Genomic DNA, 16,689 nt, shown 5'->3' on the forward strand with positions numbered 1-16,689 from the left:
TTGACCAGGGAAAGTCACTCATGCTTGCCCTCAGTCAGGATGCAAGTCGTAACCGTCCCGTAGAAGCAAGGGAGCATGTACGTCGTTTCCACGAGCTGTTCTTCACCATTGCGCCTGACAAGGATGCCATCGAAAAGAACATGGAACGTGCCTTTGTGCTGTGTGATAAGTCGGCTTTCAACTATTACAAAGACTTGGCAGAGAAGGGCTATTATAACCGTGCCATATCGGGTAATGTCAATCAGCGCATAGAGGTGGACTCTATCCACTGCAACTTTAATACTTACCCTTATGCAGTAACGACCTATGCACGGGAGTTTATTGTCCGTCAGAGTAACGTTACAGAGCGCAGTCTTGTTACGACCTGCACGCTGCAGAACTCTGTTCGTTCAGATAACAACCCACAAGGCTTCTTGATGGAGAACTTCCTCGTTAAGGAGAACAGGGACATACAGACTTATAAACGGTAAGGCTATGGCAAGGAAAAGGAACTTTTTACTATCACGTCACTATCTGCGCTTTCACCTGTGGCTCCGCCATCGTTGTGAAAGACTCACGATAAGGCAGAGAAAGGAAATCGTCTATGGGCTGAGCTTCATCTATCTGCTCTGCTCACTCTGGATGATAGCGCAGTTTTTCCTTCCTCCAAAGAAGGAAAAACTACCCATCCCCACGGGAAAGCTGACGGATAGTCCGATACGGACGGACAGTACTTTACAAGAGTTACATGGCAATTTTTATCTACAACATCATCAAACAATCAAGGAAAATGGATAATAAACAGAAAGAACAAATGAAGAAAGGCTTGGTCTTCGGAGGACTGGGACTGCTGTTTGCTCTCTCAATGTGGTTTATCTTCGCCCCTTCGGGCAAGGATAAGACTGCAGCGGAGCAGGGACTCAATGACAGCATCCCGCAGGCAACGACGGAAAAGCTCACCGAAAACAAGCTCAAAGCCTATGAATTAGGCGACAAGGCACACGAGGAGGAACAGACCCGCGAGGAGATGGGCAGGCTATCGGACTATTTTGCACAGAACACTGCTCCATCAGAGGAGCAGCGTGCAGAGACAGCTGCTTCTACGGCAAAGATAGAAAACTCTATGCATCGCTATGAGGAGAATAATCGCCTCTTGAACTCCTTTTACGCTCCCGACCCACACGAGCAGGAACGTGAAGCCTTGCGCTCGGAGATAGATAACCTTAAAAAAGAACTCTCTGCCAAAGACAGCTGGGAGGACAATGAAGAGAAACGGCAGCTTGCCTTGATGGAAAAGAGCTATCAGATGGCAGCGAAGTATCTCCCTAAAGCATCAACTCCACCTACCTTCAATAATGGTCTGACGGCAGGAAAGGAGAAGTCGGAAGGGGCAGCAGGTGGCTCTGAAGCCGCTAAGGGCAAGACCATGCAGAATGAAAAGCCTGCAATGGAAGTTCTGCCAGAGCGTAGGCAGATAGTTTCTTCACTTGACCAGCCTATGAGCGATGTGTACTTTATGGAGGAATACGGCAAAAAGGCTCGGAACATGGGCTTTCACTCGCTTACCAGCTGTTCTCCATCTTTGTTGCGTAATACGCTGAAAGTCGTAGTGGACAGGACTACTGTTCTTAAGGAGGGGGACAATGTCGTACTCCGTCTGCTTGAAAGTGCCAAGGTAGAGGGACTGCACATTCCACGTCAAAGCCGACTCATAGCCGTTGCCAAGATTGAGGGTAACCGTATGCACCTACTTATCAAAAGCATTGAGGTGGACGGGCATATCATAGCCGTCAAGCTCTCGGCATACGACACAGACGGACAAGAGGGCGTGTATATACCAGGTTCGGAGGATATCAATGCGCTTAAGGAAGTTGGGGCGAACATCGGTGGTTCAATGGGAACCTCCTTTACCTTCGCTTCCTCTGCCAAGGACCAGATTATCTCCGAGGCTGCCCGTGGGGTGATGCAGGGTGCAAGTCAGCTGATTCAGAAGAAGCTGCGCACTATCAAGGTAACACTTAAAGGTGGCTACCGCCTTTTCTTGGTTCAGTCTAAATAAAACAATCGAAAATGATAAGTAAAGAATAACATCAAATAAAAAAGGAACAATGAAGAAAATTATTTTATCAATGGCTATGCTTACCATGGTGGGAACAACAGCCACAGCACAGGAAAACAATGATGGTCTGACACCGAGTCGTCCGCTTACTTCGGGCGAACTCTTTCAAGGTATGAGCCGTGCCATACCAACGGGGCGTGTCGTACTGCCTTATGGTCTTGACGTTACCTTTGACAAGACCGTGCATCTTATCTTCCCTTCTGCCATTCGTTATGTAGACTTAGGTTCGCAGAACATCATCGCAGGGAAGGCGGAGGATGCAGAGAACGTACTACGTGTAAAGGCTTCAGTGAAGGACTTTGAAACGGAGACCAATATGAGTGTCATCTGCGAGGACGGCTCTTTCTATGCTTTCAACGTAAAGTATGCTGATGAACCGGAGAAACTCAGCATTGAGATGAAGGACTTTCTGTCACCAACGGACGGACGACTACCAAGCAATCGCTCTGACATTTACTTCAAGGAACTTGGCAACGAGTCGCCCGTATTAGTAAAGCTGATGATGCAGACTATCTATCAGAATGACAAGCGTACCATCAAGCACATCGGTACACAGCAGTTTGGCATGAAGTTCCTGCTTCGTGGCTTGTATGCCCATAATGGCTTGCTGTATTTCCACACTCGTATGGAAAATGGTACAAACATGCCGTACTCAGTGGATTTTATCACCTTTAAGGTAGTTGATAAGAAGATGGCAAAGCGCACCGCCATACAAGAGCAGCTGTTGCAGCCACTTCGTGCCTATCATCAGGTGATGCAGGTGCGTGGTATGGGTAGTGAACACAGTGTGTTTGCGCTCGAGCAGTTTTCTCTTGCTGAAGACAAGCAGCTTGAAGTGACGCTCTATGAGAGAAATGGCGGTCGTACGCTGACTTTCCATATAACGGCAGAAGACCTGCAACTGGCAAAGAAGATTGATAACCTCAAATTGAAATGGTAGACATTATGAAGAACAATATCATTCTGACAGTATGCGTTGCGGTGGCTATGACTTTCAGTCTTCCATCGCAGGCACAGCGACTGATACCCAAGCAAAGGGGCATAGAGGTCGTAGGGAGTGTTCCGCTTATTAAGGGTGAAAAGTTCCTTGCAACTGACAATTTTGGCATGGGAGCATCACTCACCCGCTATCTGGGTCGTGAGAACTATACCTTTGTTATGGCAGAGTATGAACAGCAGAATATGCCGTACAGAAGTTATAACGTAAAACTCAAGGATGCACTTTTGCAGGTGGGCTATATGCACCCTGTTCTTTCTGATAGAGGTAAGAACGTGTTTCTTTATGGCGGCATATCTGCTTTGGGTGGTTATGAGCAACTGAACGAGGACAAAAAGTTGCTGCCCGATGGGGCAACACTGCTCGACCGCTCCCGCTTTGTCTATGGCAGTGCCGTGCATGGCTCGGTGGAAGTGTTCCTGACGGACAGGGTTCTCTTTCTTGTAAAGGCACAGGGACGTTTCCTCTTTGGAACGGATGTGCATCGTTTCCGTCCGGCTGTTTCTGCAGGACTAAGATTTAACTTTTAAGTAGAAGAAAAGATGAAAAAGATATTGAATACGATTTGGGTAATGGGAATGCTGACCCTTGCCGTGTTTTGCCTATCTGCTTGTGATAGGGATTTGGATGTTCAGCAGTCTTATCCGTTTACGGTGGAGACGATGCCGGTTCAGAAGGACATCATAAAGGGACAGACGGCTGAAATACGCTGCACGCTCAAACGAGATGGTGAGTTTGCCGACACTCGCTATACGATACGTTATTTCCAGTCTGACGGCAAAGGCTTACTAAGAAATGATAATGGTACTGTCTTCAAGCCTAACGACCGCTATCCGCTGACAAAAGATGTGTTCCGCTTGTACTACACCTCGCTGTCATCTGACCGCCAGACGATTGATGTATATGTGGAGGATAACTTCGGCAGGGTTCAGCAACTGACCTTTAGTTTTAACAACGAGCGGGAAGAGGGCAAGGATAAGCCTGCATCTTCTCGCCACTAAGAATATAATGGATGCGAACGATAAATTCTTTCATTTTACTTTGTGTATTCTGCCTGTTCTGTCAGCCGACCCTTGCCCAGCGCAGGGTGCGGCTGGCAGACTTGCCACCTTTTGAGCGTGCAGTAGTTGTAGTAAAATACTTTGAGGGCATGCACGGCTGGAAGAATTATCCGTATGTTGGCTATGGGCATCAGCTGCAACCAGGAGAGCATTTCACAGCGGATATGACAGAACGGCAAGCAGACTCTCTGCTCCGTGCCGACCTATGGAAATGCTTTGAGCACTTCAAGGGCTATGGTAAGGATGCGCTGTTACTCAGTCTACTTGCCTATAACGTGGGCGTGGGGCGACTGCTCGGTTATGGCAAGCACACCAAGAGTAGGCTGCTGCGAAAGATAGAAGCAGGAGACAGAAATATTTATCGGGAGTACGTTTCCTTTTGCCGATACAAGAGAAAAGTTTTGAGTGGATTAGTTAAACGCAGACAGGTGGAATATGCTCTGTTTTATTTACCTTGATTATCAAAGACGCCTCTTGCGACGTTTTATGCTTCGCAAGAAGCGTTTTCCTGCTGGTTTATTCGACTTTCTCACTATGAATGAGTAACTTTGCGGAAATGAAAACAACATAGAATTATATATCGCAATAGTAACTCAAGTGAAAATCTATAAAATTAGTGACATATTAGATAGTATCGAACCAGTACAGCATTATATCGGCATTTTTGAAGAGACACCAGACCCAGATATTGAATGGCCGCACAGACACAATTTTTATTCAATCGTTTGGTTTACTCAAGGAAAAGGACTTAATGTTATTGATTTTGAAGAATACGAAATTTGCCCTCAGCGAATTTTTACCATAAATCCTCGACAAATTCATAACTGGGAATATTCTGCTGAGACACAAGGTTATTTCATCTTGATGGAAACTTCTTTTGCTCAACAGTATAATATTGATTTTTCTACTCCCTATCAGGATATTGACAAAGAGGAAATCTCTTTTGTGGAGACTGTTTTGAAGAAAATGCTTGTGGAAGAGGATAAGCAAAAGCAGGAGATAGCCATTTCCTATTTTATTTCTTTGCTTAAGAAAGGGAGAACTATTTATAGGAGTCAGGACACCTTGATTTTTAAGTACAAAAAACTACTTATGGAAAATATCCATACGGATCTACCCATAACAGCCTATGCCGAACGATTGAAAACAACTCCTGAGACACTCAGTGAATTATGCAAAGTGCAAACGGGGCTTTCAGCTAAGCAGTTGCAGTTGGATATGAAAATAACCGAAGCCAAAAGATTATTGTTATACACCTCTCTGAACATCAATGAAATCGCTTTTAAATTAGGATTTGAAGACAACTCTTATTTTGCAAAATTATTCCGACAGAAAACATCTTTCTCACCGACTGCTTTCCAAAAGAAATATCTAAAAAAGTCTTAAAAGCACCCAAATAAAGGAGAAAAATCCTATCCGAATGCATTCTTGCCGAATTATCTTTGCTCCAAAAAAGTTAAAACCGATAATTGGTATTTTGTTTTTATTTATTTCAGTATGTGCAACAGCACAAATAAAAGAAAGAAATATGGAGTCAGAACGTTTTAATAGAGGCTGGGAAAAGCTTAAAGAAATTGATGATGAGGCTGGCAAGAAAGTAATTGAAAGTCTCAAAGAGATTTCTCCCGATTTGGGAAGATTCATTATAGAGTATTCGTTTGGAGATATTTATTCTCGTGACGGATTGGATTTGAAATCGAAAGAAATTGCGGTAGTCGCTGCACTTACAGCCTTGGGCAATGCCCGACCGCAACTGAAGGTTCATCTCAACGGAGCGCTCAATACAGGAAACTCTGTCGATGAGCTGAAAGAGGTTGTTTTACAAATGTCTGTTTATGCCGGATTCCCTTCAGCCATCAACGGGATGAATGCATTAAAAGAAGTCTTGCAGGAACGAAACCAGCATGGTGTTTCTGACAATGAGGGTTTTGAAGAAAGAAAAAACGCCCAAGACCGATTGCAGTTAGGAAAACAGCAATTGTCGGCGATAGCTCCAGGAATGGTGGAGCAACTGCAAAGCACTTACGATGGTTTTGCTCCTGAATTGACACAGTTCATACTCGAATACGGATATGGAGATATTTTCTCAAGAGAAAATTTGGATAGAAAATATCGTCAAATAGCCACCATTGCAGCGTTAACAGCCTTGGGCAATGCCCTACCTCAGTTGAAGTTTCATATCAGAGCAGGCTTGAATGTCGGACTTTCCGAAGAAAGCATCAAGGAAATTATGCTTTTGATGACTGTTTATTCGGGTTTCCCATCCGCCATCAACGGGATGAATGCATTAAAAGAAGTACTTGGCGAAGGTAAATGACCTGTTTCCGCATGGCATGCATATAGCAGAGAGTGCCATTAGAATATGATTCACAGATTTTCCATTCCGAATCTGGAAATTTCATCGATAATCGGCAGCACTTTCTTGCCCAATGGTGTAAGTGAATACTCCACACGGGAGGCACTTCTGGGTATTGTTTCTTGGCAATCAATCCCCTTTCGCAGAGGAATTTCAATTCGTTTATGAGCATCTTCTCGCCACTAAAAACGTAATTGATGCGAACGATAAATTCTTTCATTTTACTTTATGTATTCTGCCTGTCCTGTCAGCCGACCCTTGCCCAGCGCAGGGTGCGGCTGGCAGACTTGTCACCTTTTGAGCGTGCAGTAGTCGTAGTAAAATGGCAACTGCATTTTTTTCTTTTTGGGCAGCCCTTATTAAAATTTATTCTTATTTTAGGTTATATACATTCATGTCCATTTATGTAAAAAATTCCTGCTGACCTTGTTTATGTCTTGTCAGTCACCATTTGCAAAACCATATTTGACCCTCAAAGAGGCTGAATTTGATAAGTAACTTGCTACATACTCATAATAAGGAGCTAAATAGAACACGAATGGGAAATACACAAATGCTAAACTAAAGAAGATATTGGCCAAAATAAACGCTATACCGAGAGAGAAACTTGATTTTTCAACTTCCTAAAACGGTGTTGTTCAAACATTTCTACTTATTTGTACTTGCCAGTTGAACCTACGCTTCCCTAATAAAATGTCTATGGTAAAAAGTTAAAAAATCCTCCCACTTTTGTTAGATATATTTTTTTGTGTAATTTTGTAATCATTATGCGGCAGTAATAATATACATATTAATACGAGTTAGTAATCCTGTAGTTCTCATATGCTACGAGGAGGTATTAAAAGGTGCGTTTCGACAATGCATCTACTGTAGTATATTATTGCTTAATCCAAATGAATATTATAAATTTAGGAATTCTTGCTCACATTGATGCAGGAAAAACTTCCGTAACCGAGAATCTGCTGTTTGCCAGTGGAGCAACGGAAAAGTGCGGCCGTGTGGATAATGGTGACACCATAACGGACTCTATGGATATAGAGAAACGTAGAGGAATTACTGTCCGGGCTTCTACGACATCTATTATCTGGAATGGAGTGAAATGCAATATCATTGACACTCCGGGACACATGGATTTTATTGCGGAAGTGGAGCGGACATTCAAAATGCTTGATGGAGCAGTCCTCATCTTATCCGCAAAGGAAGGCATACAAGCGCAGACAAAGTTGCTGTTCAGTACTTTACAAAAGCTGCAAATCCCGACAATTATATTTATCAATAAGATTGACCGTGCCGGTGTGAATTTGGAGCGTTTGTATATGGATATAAAAACAAATCTGTCGCAAGATGTCCTGTTTATGCAAACTGTTGTCGATGGATCGGTTTATCCGGTTTGCTCCCAAACATATATAAAGGAAGAATACAAAGAATTTGTATGCAACCATGACGACGATATATTAGAACGATATTTGGCGGATAGCGAAATTTCACCGGCTGATTATTGGAATACGATAATCGCTCTTGTGGCAAAAGCCAAAGTCTATCCGGTGCTACATGGATCAGCAATGTTCAATATCGGTATCAATGAGTTGTTGGACGCCATTTCTTCTTTTATACTTCCTCCGGCATCAGTCTCAAACAGACTTTCAGCTTATCTCTATAAGATAGAGCATGACCCCAAAGGGCATAAAAGAAGTTTTCTTAAAATAATTGACGGAAGTCTGAGACTTCGAGACGTTGTAAGAATCAACGATTCGGAAAAATTCATCAAGATTAAAAATCTAAAGACTATTTATCAGGGCAGAGAGATAAATGTTGATGAAGTGGGTGCCAATGATATCGCGATTGTAGAAGATATAGAAGATTTTCGAATCGGAGATTATTTAGGTGCTAAACCTTGTTTGATTCAAGGATTATCTCATCAGCATCCCGCTCTCAAATCCTCCGTCCGGCCAAATAAGCCCGAAGAGAGAAGCAAGGTGATATCCGCTCTGAATACATTGTGGATTGAAGACCCGTCTTTGTCCTTTTCCATAAACTCATATAGTGATGAATTGGAAATCTCGTTATATGGTTTGACCCAAAAGGAAATCATACAGACATTGCTGGAAGAACGATTTTCCGTAAAGGTCCATTTTGATGAGATCAAGACTATCTACAAAGAACGACCTATAAAAAAGGTCAATAAGATTATTCAGATCGAAGTACCACCCAACCCTTACTGGGCCACAATAGGGCTGACTCTTGAACCCTTACCGTTAGGGGCAGGGTTGCAAATCGAAAGTGACATCTCCTATGGTTATCTGAACCATTCTTTTCAAAATGCCGTTTTTGAAGGGATTCGTATGTCTTGCCAATCTGGTTTACATGGATGGGAAGTGACAGATCTGAAAGTAACTTTTACTCAAGCCGAGTATTATAGCCCGGTAAGTACACCTGCTGATTTCAGACAGCTGACCCCTTATGTCTTCAGGCTGGCTTTGCAACAGTCAGGTGTGGACATTCTCGAACCGATGCTCTGTTTTGAGTTGCAGATACCCCAAGTAGCGAGTTCCAAAGCTATTACAGATTTGCAAAAACTGATGTCTGAGATTGAAGACATCAGTTGTAATAATGAGTGGTGTCATATTAAAGGGAAAGTTCCATTAAATACAAGTAAAGACTATGCCTCAGAAGTAAGTTCGTACACTAAGGGCTTAGGCATTTTTATGGTTAAGCCATGTGGGTATCAAATAACAAAAGACGGTTATTCTGATAATATCCGCATGAACGAAAAAGATAAACTTTTATTCATGTTCCAAAAATCAATGTCATTAAAATAATGGAGCGGTCAGGAAATTTCTATAAGGCAATACGGTTGGGATATATACTTATCTCCATTCTTATCGGATGTATGGCATATAATAGCCTCTATGAATGGCAGGAGATAGAAGCATTAGAACTTGGCAATAAAAAAATAGACGAGCTCCGAAAAGAAATAAACAATATCAATATTCAAATGATAAAATTTTCTCTATTGGGTGAAACAATACTGGAATGGAACGATAAAGATATCGAGCATTACCATGCACGGCGTATGGCAATGGACAGTATGCTCTGCCGTTTCAAGGCCACCTATCCAGCAGAGCGCATCGATAGTGTGCGCAGTCTTTTAGAGGATAAGGAACGACAGATGTTCCAGATAGTCCGGTTAATGGATGAACAACAATCTATTAACAAGAAGATAGCCAATCAAATTCCGGTTATTGTACAGAAAAGTGTGCAGGAACAGTCCAAAAAGCCAAAACGAAAAGGTTTCTTAGGCATATTCGGCAAAAAAAAGGAAGTAACTCCAGCAGTATCAACCACTATCCTTCATTCGGTCAATAGAAACGTAATCAGCGAACAGAAAGTGCAGGATCGCCAATTGTCGGAACAAGCCGACAGACTTTGAGGGTATGCACGGCTGGAAGAATTATCCGTATGTTGGATATGGGCATCAGCTGCAACGGGGAGAGCACTTTACGGCGAATATGACGGAACGGCAAGCGGACTCATTGCTCCGTGCCGACCTATGGAAATGCTTTGAACACTTCAAAGGCTATGGTAAGGATGCGCTGCTGCTGACCTTGCTTGCCTATAACGTGGGTGTAGGCCGATTGCTCGGTTATGGTAAGTACTCCAAGAGTAGGCTGCTACGAAAAATAGAAGCTGGAGACAGAAACTTCTATTGGGAGTATGTTTCCTTTTGCAGGTACAAAGGAAAAGTTTTGCGAGGATTGGTGAAAAGAAGACAAGTGGAGTATATGTTATTTCGTCTGCCATAAAACAAATAAACTGGCACATGAATTGGATTGGCACAGAATTTGCATTTATAGAATGTTGAATTTTAATTATTTCTGCAATGGACGTCACTAAAGATTTTCAAACCTTCGTGGACTCTATTTTTGATATGGATTACCACGAAATTTATGAGTTGTATCAAGCAGCAAGTGGGAACGAAGGGAGTATTTCCTTGTATAGAGTAGAAACTGCTAATGGCAGTGATGATACTCTAATTATCCACGAGGCAAGTAACAATGCATTAAGGCTCACTCCTAAGGCTAAAGAATATTTCCCAAAATGGATTGAGGAAAACCTTATGAAAGGATTTGATGATGCGGAATCTTTCTATGCAATGAAATATGCCATGGAGAGAGATGCAGAGCAGGAAGCAAGAGAATAGAAGAGGAAGCAAAGCGTTATTTATTTTTCTCGATTATTAAGAGAAAAAATCTCTTTGCGACTTTCTTTTGCTTCTTTTCTTTGGTCACCTGCTTGTTCTAAGAAAAAGAAAAGAAGCCACGCAAACCGAAAGTTTGCGTGGCTCTTGTTTATTCAGTGGCTATTCCTACACTTTCGTTATTCTGTCTATTCGTTTGTTGGGATGTCTGTCAAACACCCAATTCACCACCTCATCGGGCAAGGTACTGTGAATGCTTCCACCCATGACTAGCCCACAATTTTGCAGGACTTTTTGCCGTGCTTCTTCCTTGCTCTCCGCAACCACTTCAAATACTCCCTCGAAGATATATTGCGTTCGTACTCTGTAAACTATCTTCTTCATAATCTTAAAATTCAACCTTTAATAATCTGTATTCCTTTGGCTCTCCATTGGATAATTTGCGGTGTTTGAGCCAAAAGTGGTGTGCACCATAGCCGTATGCAAAGAATTTGTCAAGTTCTGTTTCTTTGGCTATTTTGTTGATAGCCGACCTTAACTCCTCTTTGCTGTTGGATAGGGTTATTGCGTTGATAACCCTAATGAAAATATGCGGTATCTCGTCTGCATAGTTATAGATGATGTTTTCAATCTCTGTTTTCATATCTCTGATAATTTAATGGTTCATACTTTATGCTGTTGCTTTCATTCTTCGCCTTATAAGTCCTCGATTGGCATTCACAAGGTTTACTATCTGCTCGTGGTATTCCGTATTCTTGTTGCACACTCCACGACTTTGTACCACTTCCAAAGTTCGTAAAGATACTTCAATGGTTTCTATTCGCTTGCCTTCAATGGTAGCCGAAAGGATAAGGGAGTCTTCCTTAAGGTAGTATGCATTAGAGAATACGCAATGGTGCATTGATACACCTTCTTCTAAATGCTCCTGCACACTCTCCAATACGTGGACTTGGATAGTGCCGTCCGTGAAACAGATACCGAAAAACTTGGATTTAAGTTCTTTGAAACGCTTTTCGTCTTCCATTGCCTTCTGCTGTTTCTGTTCTATCTCCTCCCTTTCACGCAATCTGAGAAGTTCCTCGTGTCTGCGGTCGTGTTCGGCTTTAAGGTCTGCGGGGCATAAATATTTTGGATTATGAATATCCTTTCCTAATCTTCTAAGTGTATCTACATAATCACTCCAAAGGGAAATATCCGCTATCTCATAGCCATTACGAACTGCAATTTTGTAGGACTGCCATAGTTCCTCAAAAGACTTCTTGTTACTAAGAAAGTAACGTAAATGGTCTGTTTGACTTGCTTTTAGCAATGTTTCCACACGGCTGTCTGTAAGCAATGCAGGAATAAGCTGGGTAGGCACGACGCCATAGAAATTATCCTTAAAACCATTTCTACGAAGTATGTCTGTAACCTTGAACTTCGGATATATAGGTGAGTAGGCAATATGCTGATAGGCTTCATTATCGTTGCGTATCGCCATAGGACTATAATAGGAAAAGGTATCAACATAGTGTCCCAATACCCTCTGTATAGCAACCACAGCTTTTCGTCCCTGCATATTCCACCAATATTGCCCAATCTCAATTATAGAAGTCTGTGCTTTGTACCCTTTCTCCATACCCACAATAAGTAGGAACATACGTAATACTTGAAACTCTCCACAAGTGGTAAGTAGGGTGAAATACTGCTTCTGCTGCAACTTGCGCTCGTAGGTTTCCTTGACCTGCAACTTTGCCCTGCAATGAGGGCAAGTGCAAGTTTCTCTATGTTTGTTCATTACCCAACTATGCCCACAATCCATACAAGTGGTGCGACCTTTTGGCAAGCGGTAGGTAAAGTGGTCAATACACTCACGAAATGCCCACTTGCTTTGTGTCTTGGTTATCGGGCGAAGGTGCCTGCTCTCGGCAAGGACAGCCTTCTCAAACTTGTTTCTCGGTTTCATAGGCTTAAAAATCGAATAGTGATGGTTGTACTTGGGTTGTCGCGTTCTCAGTCTTTTTCACTCGTGCGTTACGGCTCTGTAACTTGGCAAGTTCCTCACGCTGATATTGCTTAATGGCTTCTTGCCTTGCTTCGGCTTTTTCTTCCTCTGTGAGTTCTACAATGTGATTGACGGCAACTTGGCAAGAAATAGCCTTACCCACCTCTATATCGTCTTCATCGTAGTAGTGAACAGCCATAGAGAAGATTTCATCATCATCAAATCCGTTGCAACCGCTTTTCTGCACTTCATTAAGAATGTAGGTGATGCACTCCTCGATATTCTTGTTCGGTTTCATCAAGTTAGGGGCAAACAAGGGGTCTGTCATAGCACGCTGATTGAGATACTCGGCTATTGTCCGTGTGAAATGTTCTGTTCCTTTCATTGTCGTATATGTTTTGATGTTGTTAATACTTGGAAATTTCAACTATTTGATTGATACGTCCATACAGGTAGGTTCTTAGGCTTGTTCTGTCGGGTGCGTAATACTCTGACCATTGTCCGTACTGATTGACAAGGTATTTCTTCAGTACATCAAAGAAGTCAAAGCGATAGCCTTGTAGTGGTACGGCTGTACGGAAATAGGTGTTTGAGTTCACCGCCTCACATAGCCAATTCTTTTCCTCACGGCTCATACACTCGCCACGATTGAGTTTCACACGCAGGAGATATACTTTGCTATTACAAAGGCTCTCCAAAGGGGGAACGTCCCATTGTACAAACTTAATTGCCAACACTTGCTCACTTTTTTCAGCCGTAGGGTTAATGCGGTAATGAGAGGAGGAGCTATATCCTTTTCTGTTCATCGAAGATGTTGTATTTACTTTTTGCTTATCCATAGCGACATTTTTTTTATGCGTCCAAAGATCGGAGTATGCTGATTCCTTTTTGTAGCAAAAAAGAGGTAGCGGGGCGGGCTTGCACAAGGTTTTGACGGAAAATACAACCCGTAGGTGTGGAGATTTTCCAGACAAACCAAGCGGCACAGACCTTTTGAAAGCCACAAGCCCCGTACTACCTTTGCGGATAAAAAGGGAACAGCATCCGTCTCCTTGTCATCGCATATCGTGGAGCATAGGAAAAGAAGCAAAAGTGCAACGCTCGTAGTGGAAAATAGAAAAGGTGGCTATCTCAAAATGCGAGATAACCACCTGATGAAATAACATGAAAGGTTTTACAGAGCTGTGCTTTTCAAAGCACGCATAGCAGGAGGGCACAGAGAATTGCCAGCCAGAAGAGAATGCTCAGCAGCGTAAACGTCACTTTTAGAATTACCCTGACTATAAAGCGTAGTATCAGAAAACCTGCAATGACAGAAACGGCAGTTACGACTTGCGGCGTTACTATCTTCGAGATAAGCCAAATGGCACCGATAACGACGGAAAGCAGGATAGCGAGTTCGATGAAGCGTGTCCAACCGAAGCGGCGGACTTGCTTGGGAGAATTCGGTTGCTGCTTGTTATTATCGGTTTTGTTTGATGCGTCTGCCTTGATGAAGGCAGGTGTGTGAACGATTTCGTTAAGCCGTGAGGACAATGGAAGCTCGCTTCTATTGTCTCGGCGAGAAATCGCACTTTTAAGAACGTCTTGATTCATGATAAATGTATTCATATCGGAGCTTTTAATAGTTCAAGAGCAATAACAAGATGCGCAGGCTACACAAAGACAAGTGTTAGTACAAACTCTTGGCGTGTGGAGCAGAGCGTTTATCTTGGCTCTTGACACTACAAAAGCTCCCGATGGTGTTACATCAAGTCATGTTCTCACCGCCTATCGTTGGCAGACCATTGACCTCAATGATCAGAACGATTATCCCTGTCAGTTCAGTGTAGAGTTTCTCATACTCTGGACTCGCCCCAAAGTCGTCTGTCAGTTCATACTTATCGAAAACGCTTTGCACAGCCTTATTCTTCAGAAGCATAGGTGTTAGTCTTTCAGGAAGAGGAGAAGGGAGTTCTTTCTCGAACTCATTTTCCAAGACAGACACAAGCGTGTCGTACTTGGAAAAATGCAAATCTTGGTATAATACTTCACTTGCCATTGTCTCAGCTTCGGGATGCGAGAAGCCCTGTGTCACTGCATCGCAGTAAGCTGTCAATGCTTCGTCGGCTCTTGCCGTTATGAATGATTTGTCACTTAACATTTCGGGGAAATGCTCACTGAGGTAGTTCTCTAACTTCAAACGGAAGTAAGAAAGCTCTTTCTTTGTTGTTGTCATAATCTTCTTGGTTTAGGGTTATACATTATTTTGAGTTGATGCCCATAGCAACATTGAACTTGTCTAACTTGCCAGCCAACTGTTCCATATCGTGTTCTATTTTCTTATTGGTAATGCGAGCATAAATTTGTGTAGTTTTAATGTTGGTATGTCCCAGCATCTTCGACACGCTTTCCATTGGAACGCCCTTACTTAGCGACATAGTGGCAAATGTATGCCTTGCAAGATGAAAGGTCAGGTTCTTCTTGACACCGCAAAGGTCGGCTATTTCTTTCAAATATGCGTTGGTTTTCTGATTCGTTAAGATGGGAAACAGTTTGCCGTTCCGATAGGTCTTATGACTGTACTTGGCGATGATACTCTTTGGAATGTCAAGAAGCAACACATTTGTTTCCACACTTGTTTTCTGCCTTCTGGTCATAATCCACTGCTTATCATCAAGTGTTACGATATTGTCTGGTGTGAGATTGGAAACATCAATATATGCCAGACCTGTGAAACATGAAAAGATGAAAACATCCCTTACTAACTCCAAGCGTTGAATAGCAAGATCCTTGTTGGCTATCTTCATAATTTCCTCATCCGTGAGAAAACCGCGATTAACAGGTTCCAGGTGAAAACGATGATTGAGGAAGGGGTCGTGAAGAAGATAACCGCGTTTTTGTGCATAGATGGTTACGGTCTTGAGTGCCTTCATTTTTTTGACCGATGTATTGTAAGCGCAGCCTGCCACTGTACTCAGATATAACTCAAAGTCTTGTACCACGGATGGCGTAAACTCTGTAAGTCCAATATCCTTTCTTCCATATTTATGGATAAGGAACTCTGAGAAATGTCTTCTCAAAACACTGTACTTTTGCAAACTGTCTTTGCTGATGGTGTGTCCGACACGCTGTCTGACATCTTCGTTGAACTTGTCAAATATCGGGAGAAAAGTCGTGTATTCCCTGTCTTTTCCTACAAAGAAAGAACGGATTTTTTCCAATGACAGAGACTCGTCATCCTCAAACTTGCGGTAAATTCCATTCAGTGTAGTGGAAATAGAGTCCAATGCGGCATTTACGGATAAGGCTTCTGCTGTCCGACCTTTGAGCCGACTTGTGGCATTATTCCATACTGTCTTGTCCACGAAGATTTTCGTAGATCCAAAATTTGACATCTCTCCGTTAAGGAATACACGGAGCATTACAGGCGACTTTCCTTCTTTGTTCTCATAGTTTGAGCGTAGGTAGAAGGATACCTTGAAATTTGTTCTCATAATGCATCATTCTTTTGTGTAGCACTCGGCTGCAAAGTTAATATATAACATACTGAAACAGAAAGAATTGATGCCTTCAATTTGGTATTCAAAATCCCGTCATTGCTACATTTTTTATTGCTACAATTTTTGTGTAGCAGTTTATGTAGCAGAATTTGACCGAATGATGATTGTCAAAACATAGGTTTATGCCGTCAGGCGATAGAGGTATATACAAAGAAAAATCGTTGTAAAACCTTTGATTTTACAACGATTATCTAAATTTTGAAGGCTAAAATGACAACTATTGTGAAGTCCTTTTGAAGCCTATTAGCGGAGAGAGAGGGATTCGAACCCCCGGTGCCTCTCAGCACGACGGTTTTCAAGACCGTTGTAATCGACCACTCTACCATCTCTCCAATGGTGATTACCATTTTGCAACCTAAACAAGTTAAATAAATGTATTGTCTCAATTGCGAGTGCAAAGGTATAATGTTTTTTTGGAATAAAAGAAAAAAATAAGATATTTTTCTATTTAAA

General features: G+C 42.3%; 21 protein-coding genes, 1 tRNA gene and 2 pseudogenes. 14 read left to right on the plus strand and 10 right to left on the minus strand.

Annotated elements, in window-relative coordinates; all coding sequences use genetic code 11:
* The 9 genes from traK to HMPREF9144_RS11090 all read left to right on the plus strand — a co-directional run.
* A partial coding sequence (gene traK, locus HMPREF9144_RS13595; RefSeq protein ID WP_006045101.1) for a conjugative transposon protein TraK occupies positions 1-470 on the plus strand: 470 nt, incomplete at its 5' end.
* 4 nt (positions 471-474) lie between these two features.
* Positions 475-777: a hypothetical protein gene (locus HMPREF9144_RS11055; protein ID WP_004353772.1), complete on the plus strand. Its 303-nt coding sequence runs from the start codon at positions 475-477 to the stop codon at positions 775-777.
* Complete coding sequence (traM, locus tag HMPREF9144_RS11060) at positions 770-2,038, plus strand: conjugative transposon protein TraM (protein WP_040595778.1); 1,269 nt, start codon at positions 770-772, stop codon at positions 2,036-2,038. Before HMPREF9144_RS11055 ends, traM begins: the two co-directional genes overlap by 8 nt.
* A 49-nt stretch (positions 2,039-2,087) precedes the next feature.
* Positions 2,088-3,038 carry a conjugative transposon protein TraN gene (gene traN, locus HMPREF9144_RS11065; protein WP_006046160.1) on the plus strand — a complete coding sequence of 317 codons (951 nt, stop codon included), beginning with the start codon at positions 2,088-2,090 and terminating at the stop codon, positions 3,036-3,038.
* Positions 3,032-3,625, plus strand: a complete 594-nt coding sequence (locus HMPREF9144_RS11070; RefSeq protein ID WP_006046161.1) for a conjugal transfer protein TraO — start codon at positions 3,032-3,034, stop codon at positions 3,623-3,625. The genes traN and HMPREF9144_RS11070 overlap by 7 nt, the downstream gene beginning before the upstream one ends.
* 12 nt (positions 3,626-3,637) lie before the next feature.
* Positions 3,638-4,096, plus strand: a complete 459-nt coding sequence (locus HMPREF9144_RS11075) for a DUF3872 domain-containing protein (RefSeq protein WP_006046162.1) — start codon at positions 3,638-3,640, stop codon at positions 4,094-4,096.
* 11 nt (positions 4,097-4,107) lie between these two features.
* Complete coding sequence (locus HMPREF9144_RS11080) at positions 4,108-4,614, plus strand: glycoside hydrolase family protein (RefSeq protein WP_006046163.1); 507 nt, start codon at positions 4,108-4,110, stop codon at positions 4,612-4,614.
* A gap of 139 nt (positions 4,615-4,753) precedes the next feature.
* Positions 4,754-5,542 (plus strand): helix-turn-helix domain-containing protein, encoded by a 789-nt coding sequence (locus HMPREF9144_RS11085; RefSeq protein WP_006046164.1) that lies wholly within the window; start codon positions 4,754-4,756, stop codon positions 5,540-5,542.
* 142 nt (positions 5,543-5,684) lie between these two features.
* Entirely contained in the window at positions 5,685-6,473 is a 789-nt protein-coding gene (locus HMPREF9144_RS11090; protein WP_040595894.1) for a carboxymuconolactone decarboxylase family protein, read from the plus strand.
* Between the two features lie 50 nt (positions 6,474-6,523).
* Here HMPREF9144_RS11090 and HMPREF9144_RS13890 read toward each other — a convergent pair whose 3' ends face one another.
* Positions 6,524-6,607 (minus strand): winged helix-turn-helix transcriptional regulator, encoded by an 84-nt coding sequence (locus HMPREF9144_RS13890; RefSeq protein ID WP_233251325.1) that lies wholly within the window; start codon positions 6,605-6,607, stop codon positions 6,524-6,526.
* 102 nt (positions 6,608-6,709) lie between these two features.
* Between HMPREF9144_RS13890 and HMPREF9144_RS13110 the strand changes: the two are divergent.
* The 5 genes and pseudogenes from HMPREF9144_RS13110 to HMPREF9144_RS11115 form a co-directional block, all read left to right on the plus strand.
* Positions 6,710-6,838 (plus strand): annotated as a pseudogene (locus tag HMPREF9144_RS13110) (lysozyme); the annotation flags it as partial.
* A 567-nt stretch (positions 6,839-7,405) separates the two neighbouring features.
* Positions 7,406-9,331, plus strand: a complete 1,926-nt coding sequence (gene tet(Q) / locus HMPREF9144_RS11100) for a tetracycline resistance ribosomal protection protein Tet(Q) (protein WP_004291466.1) — start codon at positions 7,406-7,408, stop codon at positions 9,329-9,331.
* Positions 9,331-9,939: pseudogene (locus HMPREF9144_RS11105) on the plus strand (hybrid sensor histidine kinase/response regulator); the annotation flags it as partial. The gene tet(Q) and the pseudogene HMPREF9144_RS11105, both read left to right, overlap by 1 nt.
* Complete coding sequence (locus HMPREF9144_RS11110; RefSeq protein ID WP_083818187.1) at positions 9,908-10,315, plus strand: glycoside hydrolase family protein; 408 nt, start codon at positions 9,908-9,910, stop codon at positions 10,313-10,315. The pseudogene HMPREF9144_RS11105 and the gene HMPREF9144_RS11110, both read left to right, overlap by 32 nt.
* Positions 10,316-10,392: 77 nt before the next feature.
* Positions 10,393-10,713, plus strand: a complete 321-nt coding sequence (locus tag HMPREF9144_RS11115) for a hypothetical protein (RefSeq protein WP_006046169.1) — start codon at positions 10,393-10,395, stop codon at positions 10,711-10,713.
* Positions 10,714-10,878: 165 nt separating this feature from the next.
* On the opposite strand, the gene HMPREF9144_RS11120 is transcribed toward HMPREF9144_RS11115, so the two are convergent.
* The 9 genes from HMPREF9144_RS11120 to HMPREF9144_RS11160 form a co-directional block, all read right to left on the minus strand.
* Positions 10,879-11,094 (minus strand): hypothetical protein, encoded by a 216-nt coding sequence (locus HMPREF9144_RS11120; protein WP_040595785.1) that lies wholly within the window; start codon positions 11,092-11,094, stop codon positions 10,879-10,881.
* A 4-nt stretch (positions 11,095-11,098) separates the two neighbouring features.
* A complete protein-coding gene (locus tag HMPREF9144_RS11125; protein WP_006046171.1) occupies positions 11,099-11,353 on the minus strand; it encodes a DUF8466 domain-containing protein in 255 nt (84 codons plus the stop codon).
* Positions 11,354-11,380: 27 nt separating this feature from the next.
* Positions 11,381-12,655 (minus strand): PcfJ domain-containing protein, encoded by a 1,275-nt coding sequence (locus tag HMPREF9144_RS11130; RefSeq protein WP_006046172.1) that lies wholly within the window; start codon positions 12,653-12,655, stop codon positions 11,381-11,383.
* A gap of 4 nt (positions 12,656-12,659) precedes the next feature.
* Complete coding sequence (locus HMPREF9144_RS11135) at positions 12,660-13,079, minus strand: PcfK-like family protein (protein WP_004343791.1); 420 nt, start codon at positions 13,077-13,079, stop codon at positions 12,660-12,662.
* Between the two features lie 22 nt (positions 13,080-13,101).
* A complete protein-coding gene (locus HMPREF9144_RS11140) occupies positions 13,102-13,533 on the minus strand; it encodes a hypothetical protein (protein ID WP_040595896.1) in 432 nt (143 codons plus the stop codon).
* A 352-nt stretch (positions 13,534-13,885) separates the two neighbouring features.
* Entirely contained in the window at positions 13,886-14,305 is a 420-nt protein-coding gene (locus tag HMPREF9144_RS11145) for a hypothetical protein (RefSeq protein ID WP_006046174.1), read from the minus strand.
* Positions 14,306-14,444: 139 nt separating this feature from the next.
* Positions 14,445-14,912 (minus strand): DUF1896 domain-containing protein, encoded by a 468-nt coding sequence (locus tag HMPREF9144_RS11150; RefSeq protein ID WP_006046175.1) that lies wholly within the window; start codon positions 14,910-14,912, stop codon positions 14,445-14,447.
* Positions 14,913-14,937: 25 nt separating this feature from the next.
* Positions 14,938-16,170 carry a site-specific integrase gene (locus tag HMPREF9144_RS11155; protein WP_006046176.1) on the minus strand — a complete coding sequence of 411 codons (1,233 nt, stop codon included), beginning with the start codon at positions 16,168-16,170 and terminating at the stop codon, positions 14,938-14,940.
* Between the two features lie 313 nt (positions 16,171-16,483).
* Positions 16,484-16,568 (minus strand) — tRNA-Ser (locus HMPREF9144_RS11160).
* Positions 16,569-16,689: the final 121 nt, after the last annotated feature.

The sequence above is a fragment of the Prevotella pallens ATCC 700821 genome, from assembly GCF_000220255.1.
Taxonomy (GTDB): domain Bacteria; phylum Bacteroidota; class Bacteroidia; order Bacteroidales; family Bacteroidaceae; genus Prevotella; species Prevotella pallens.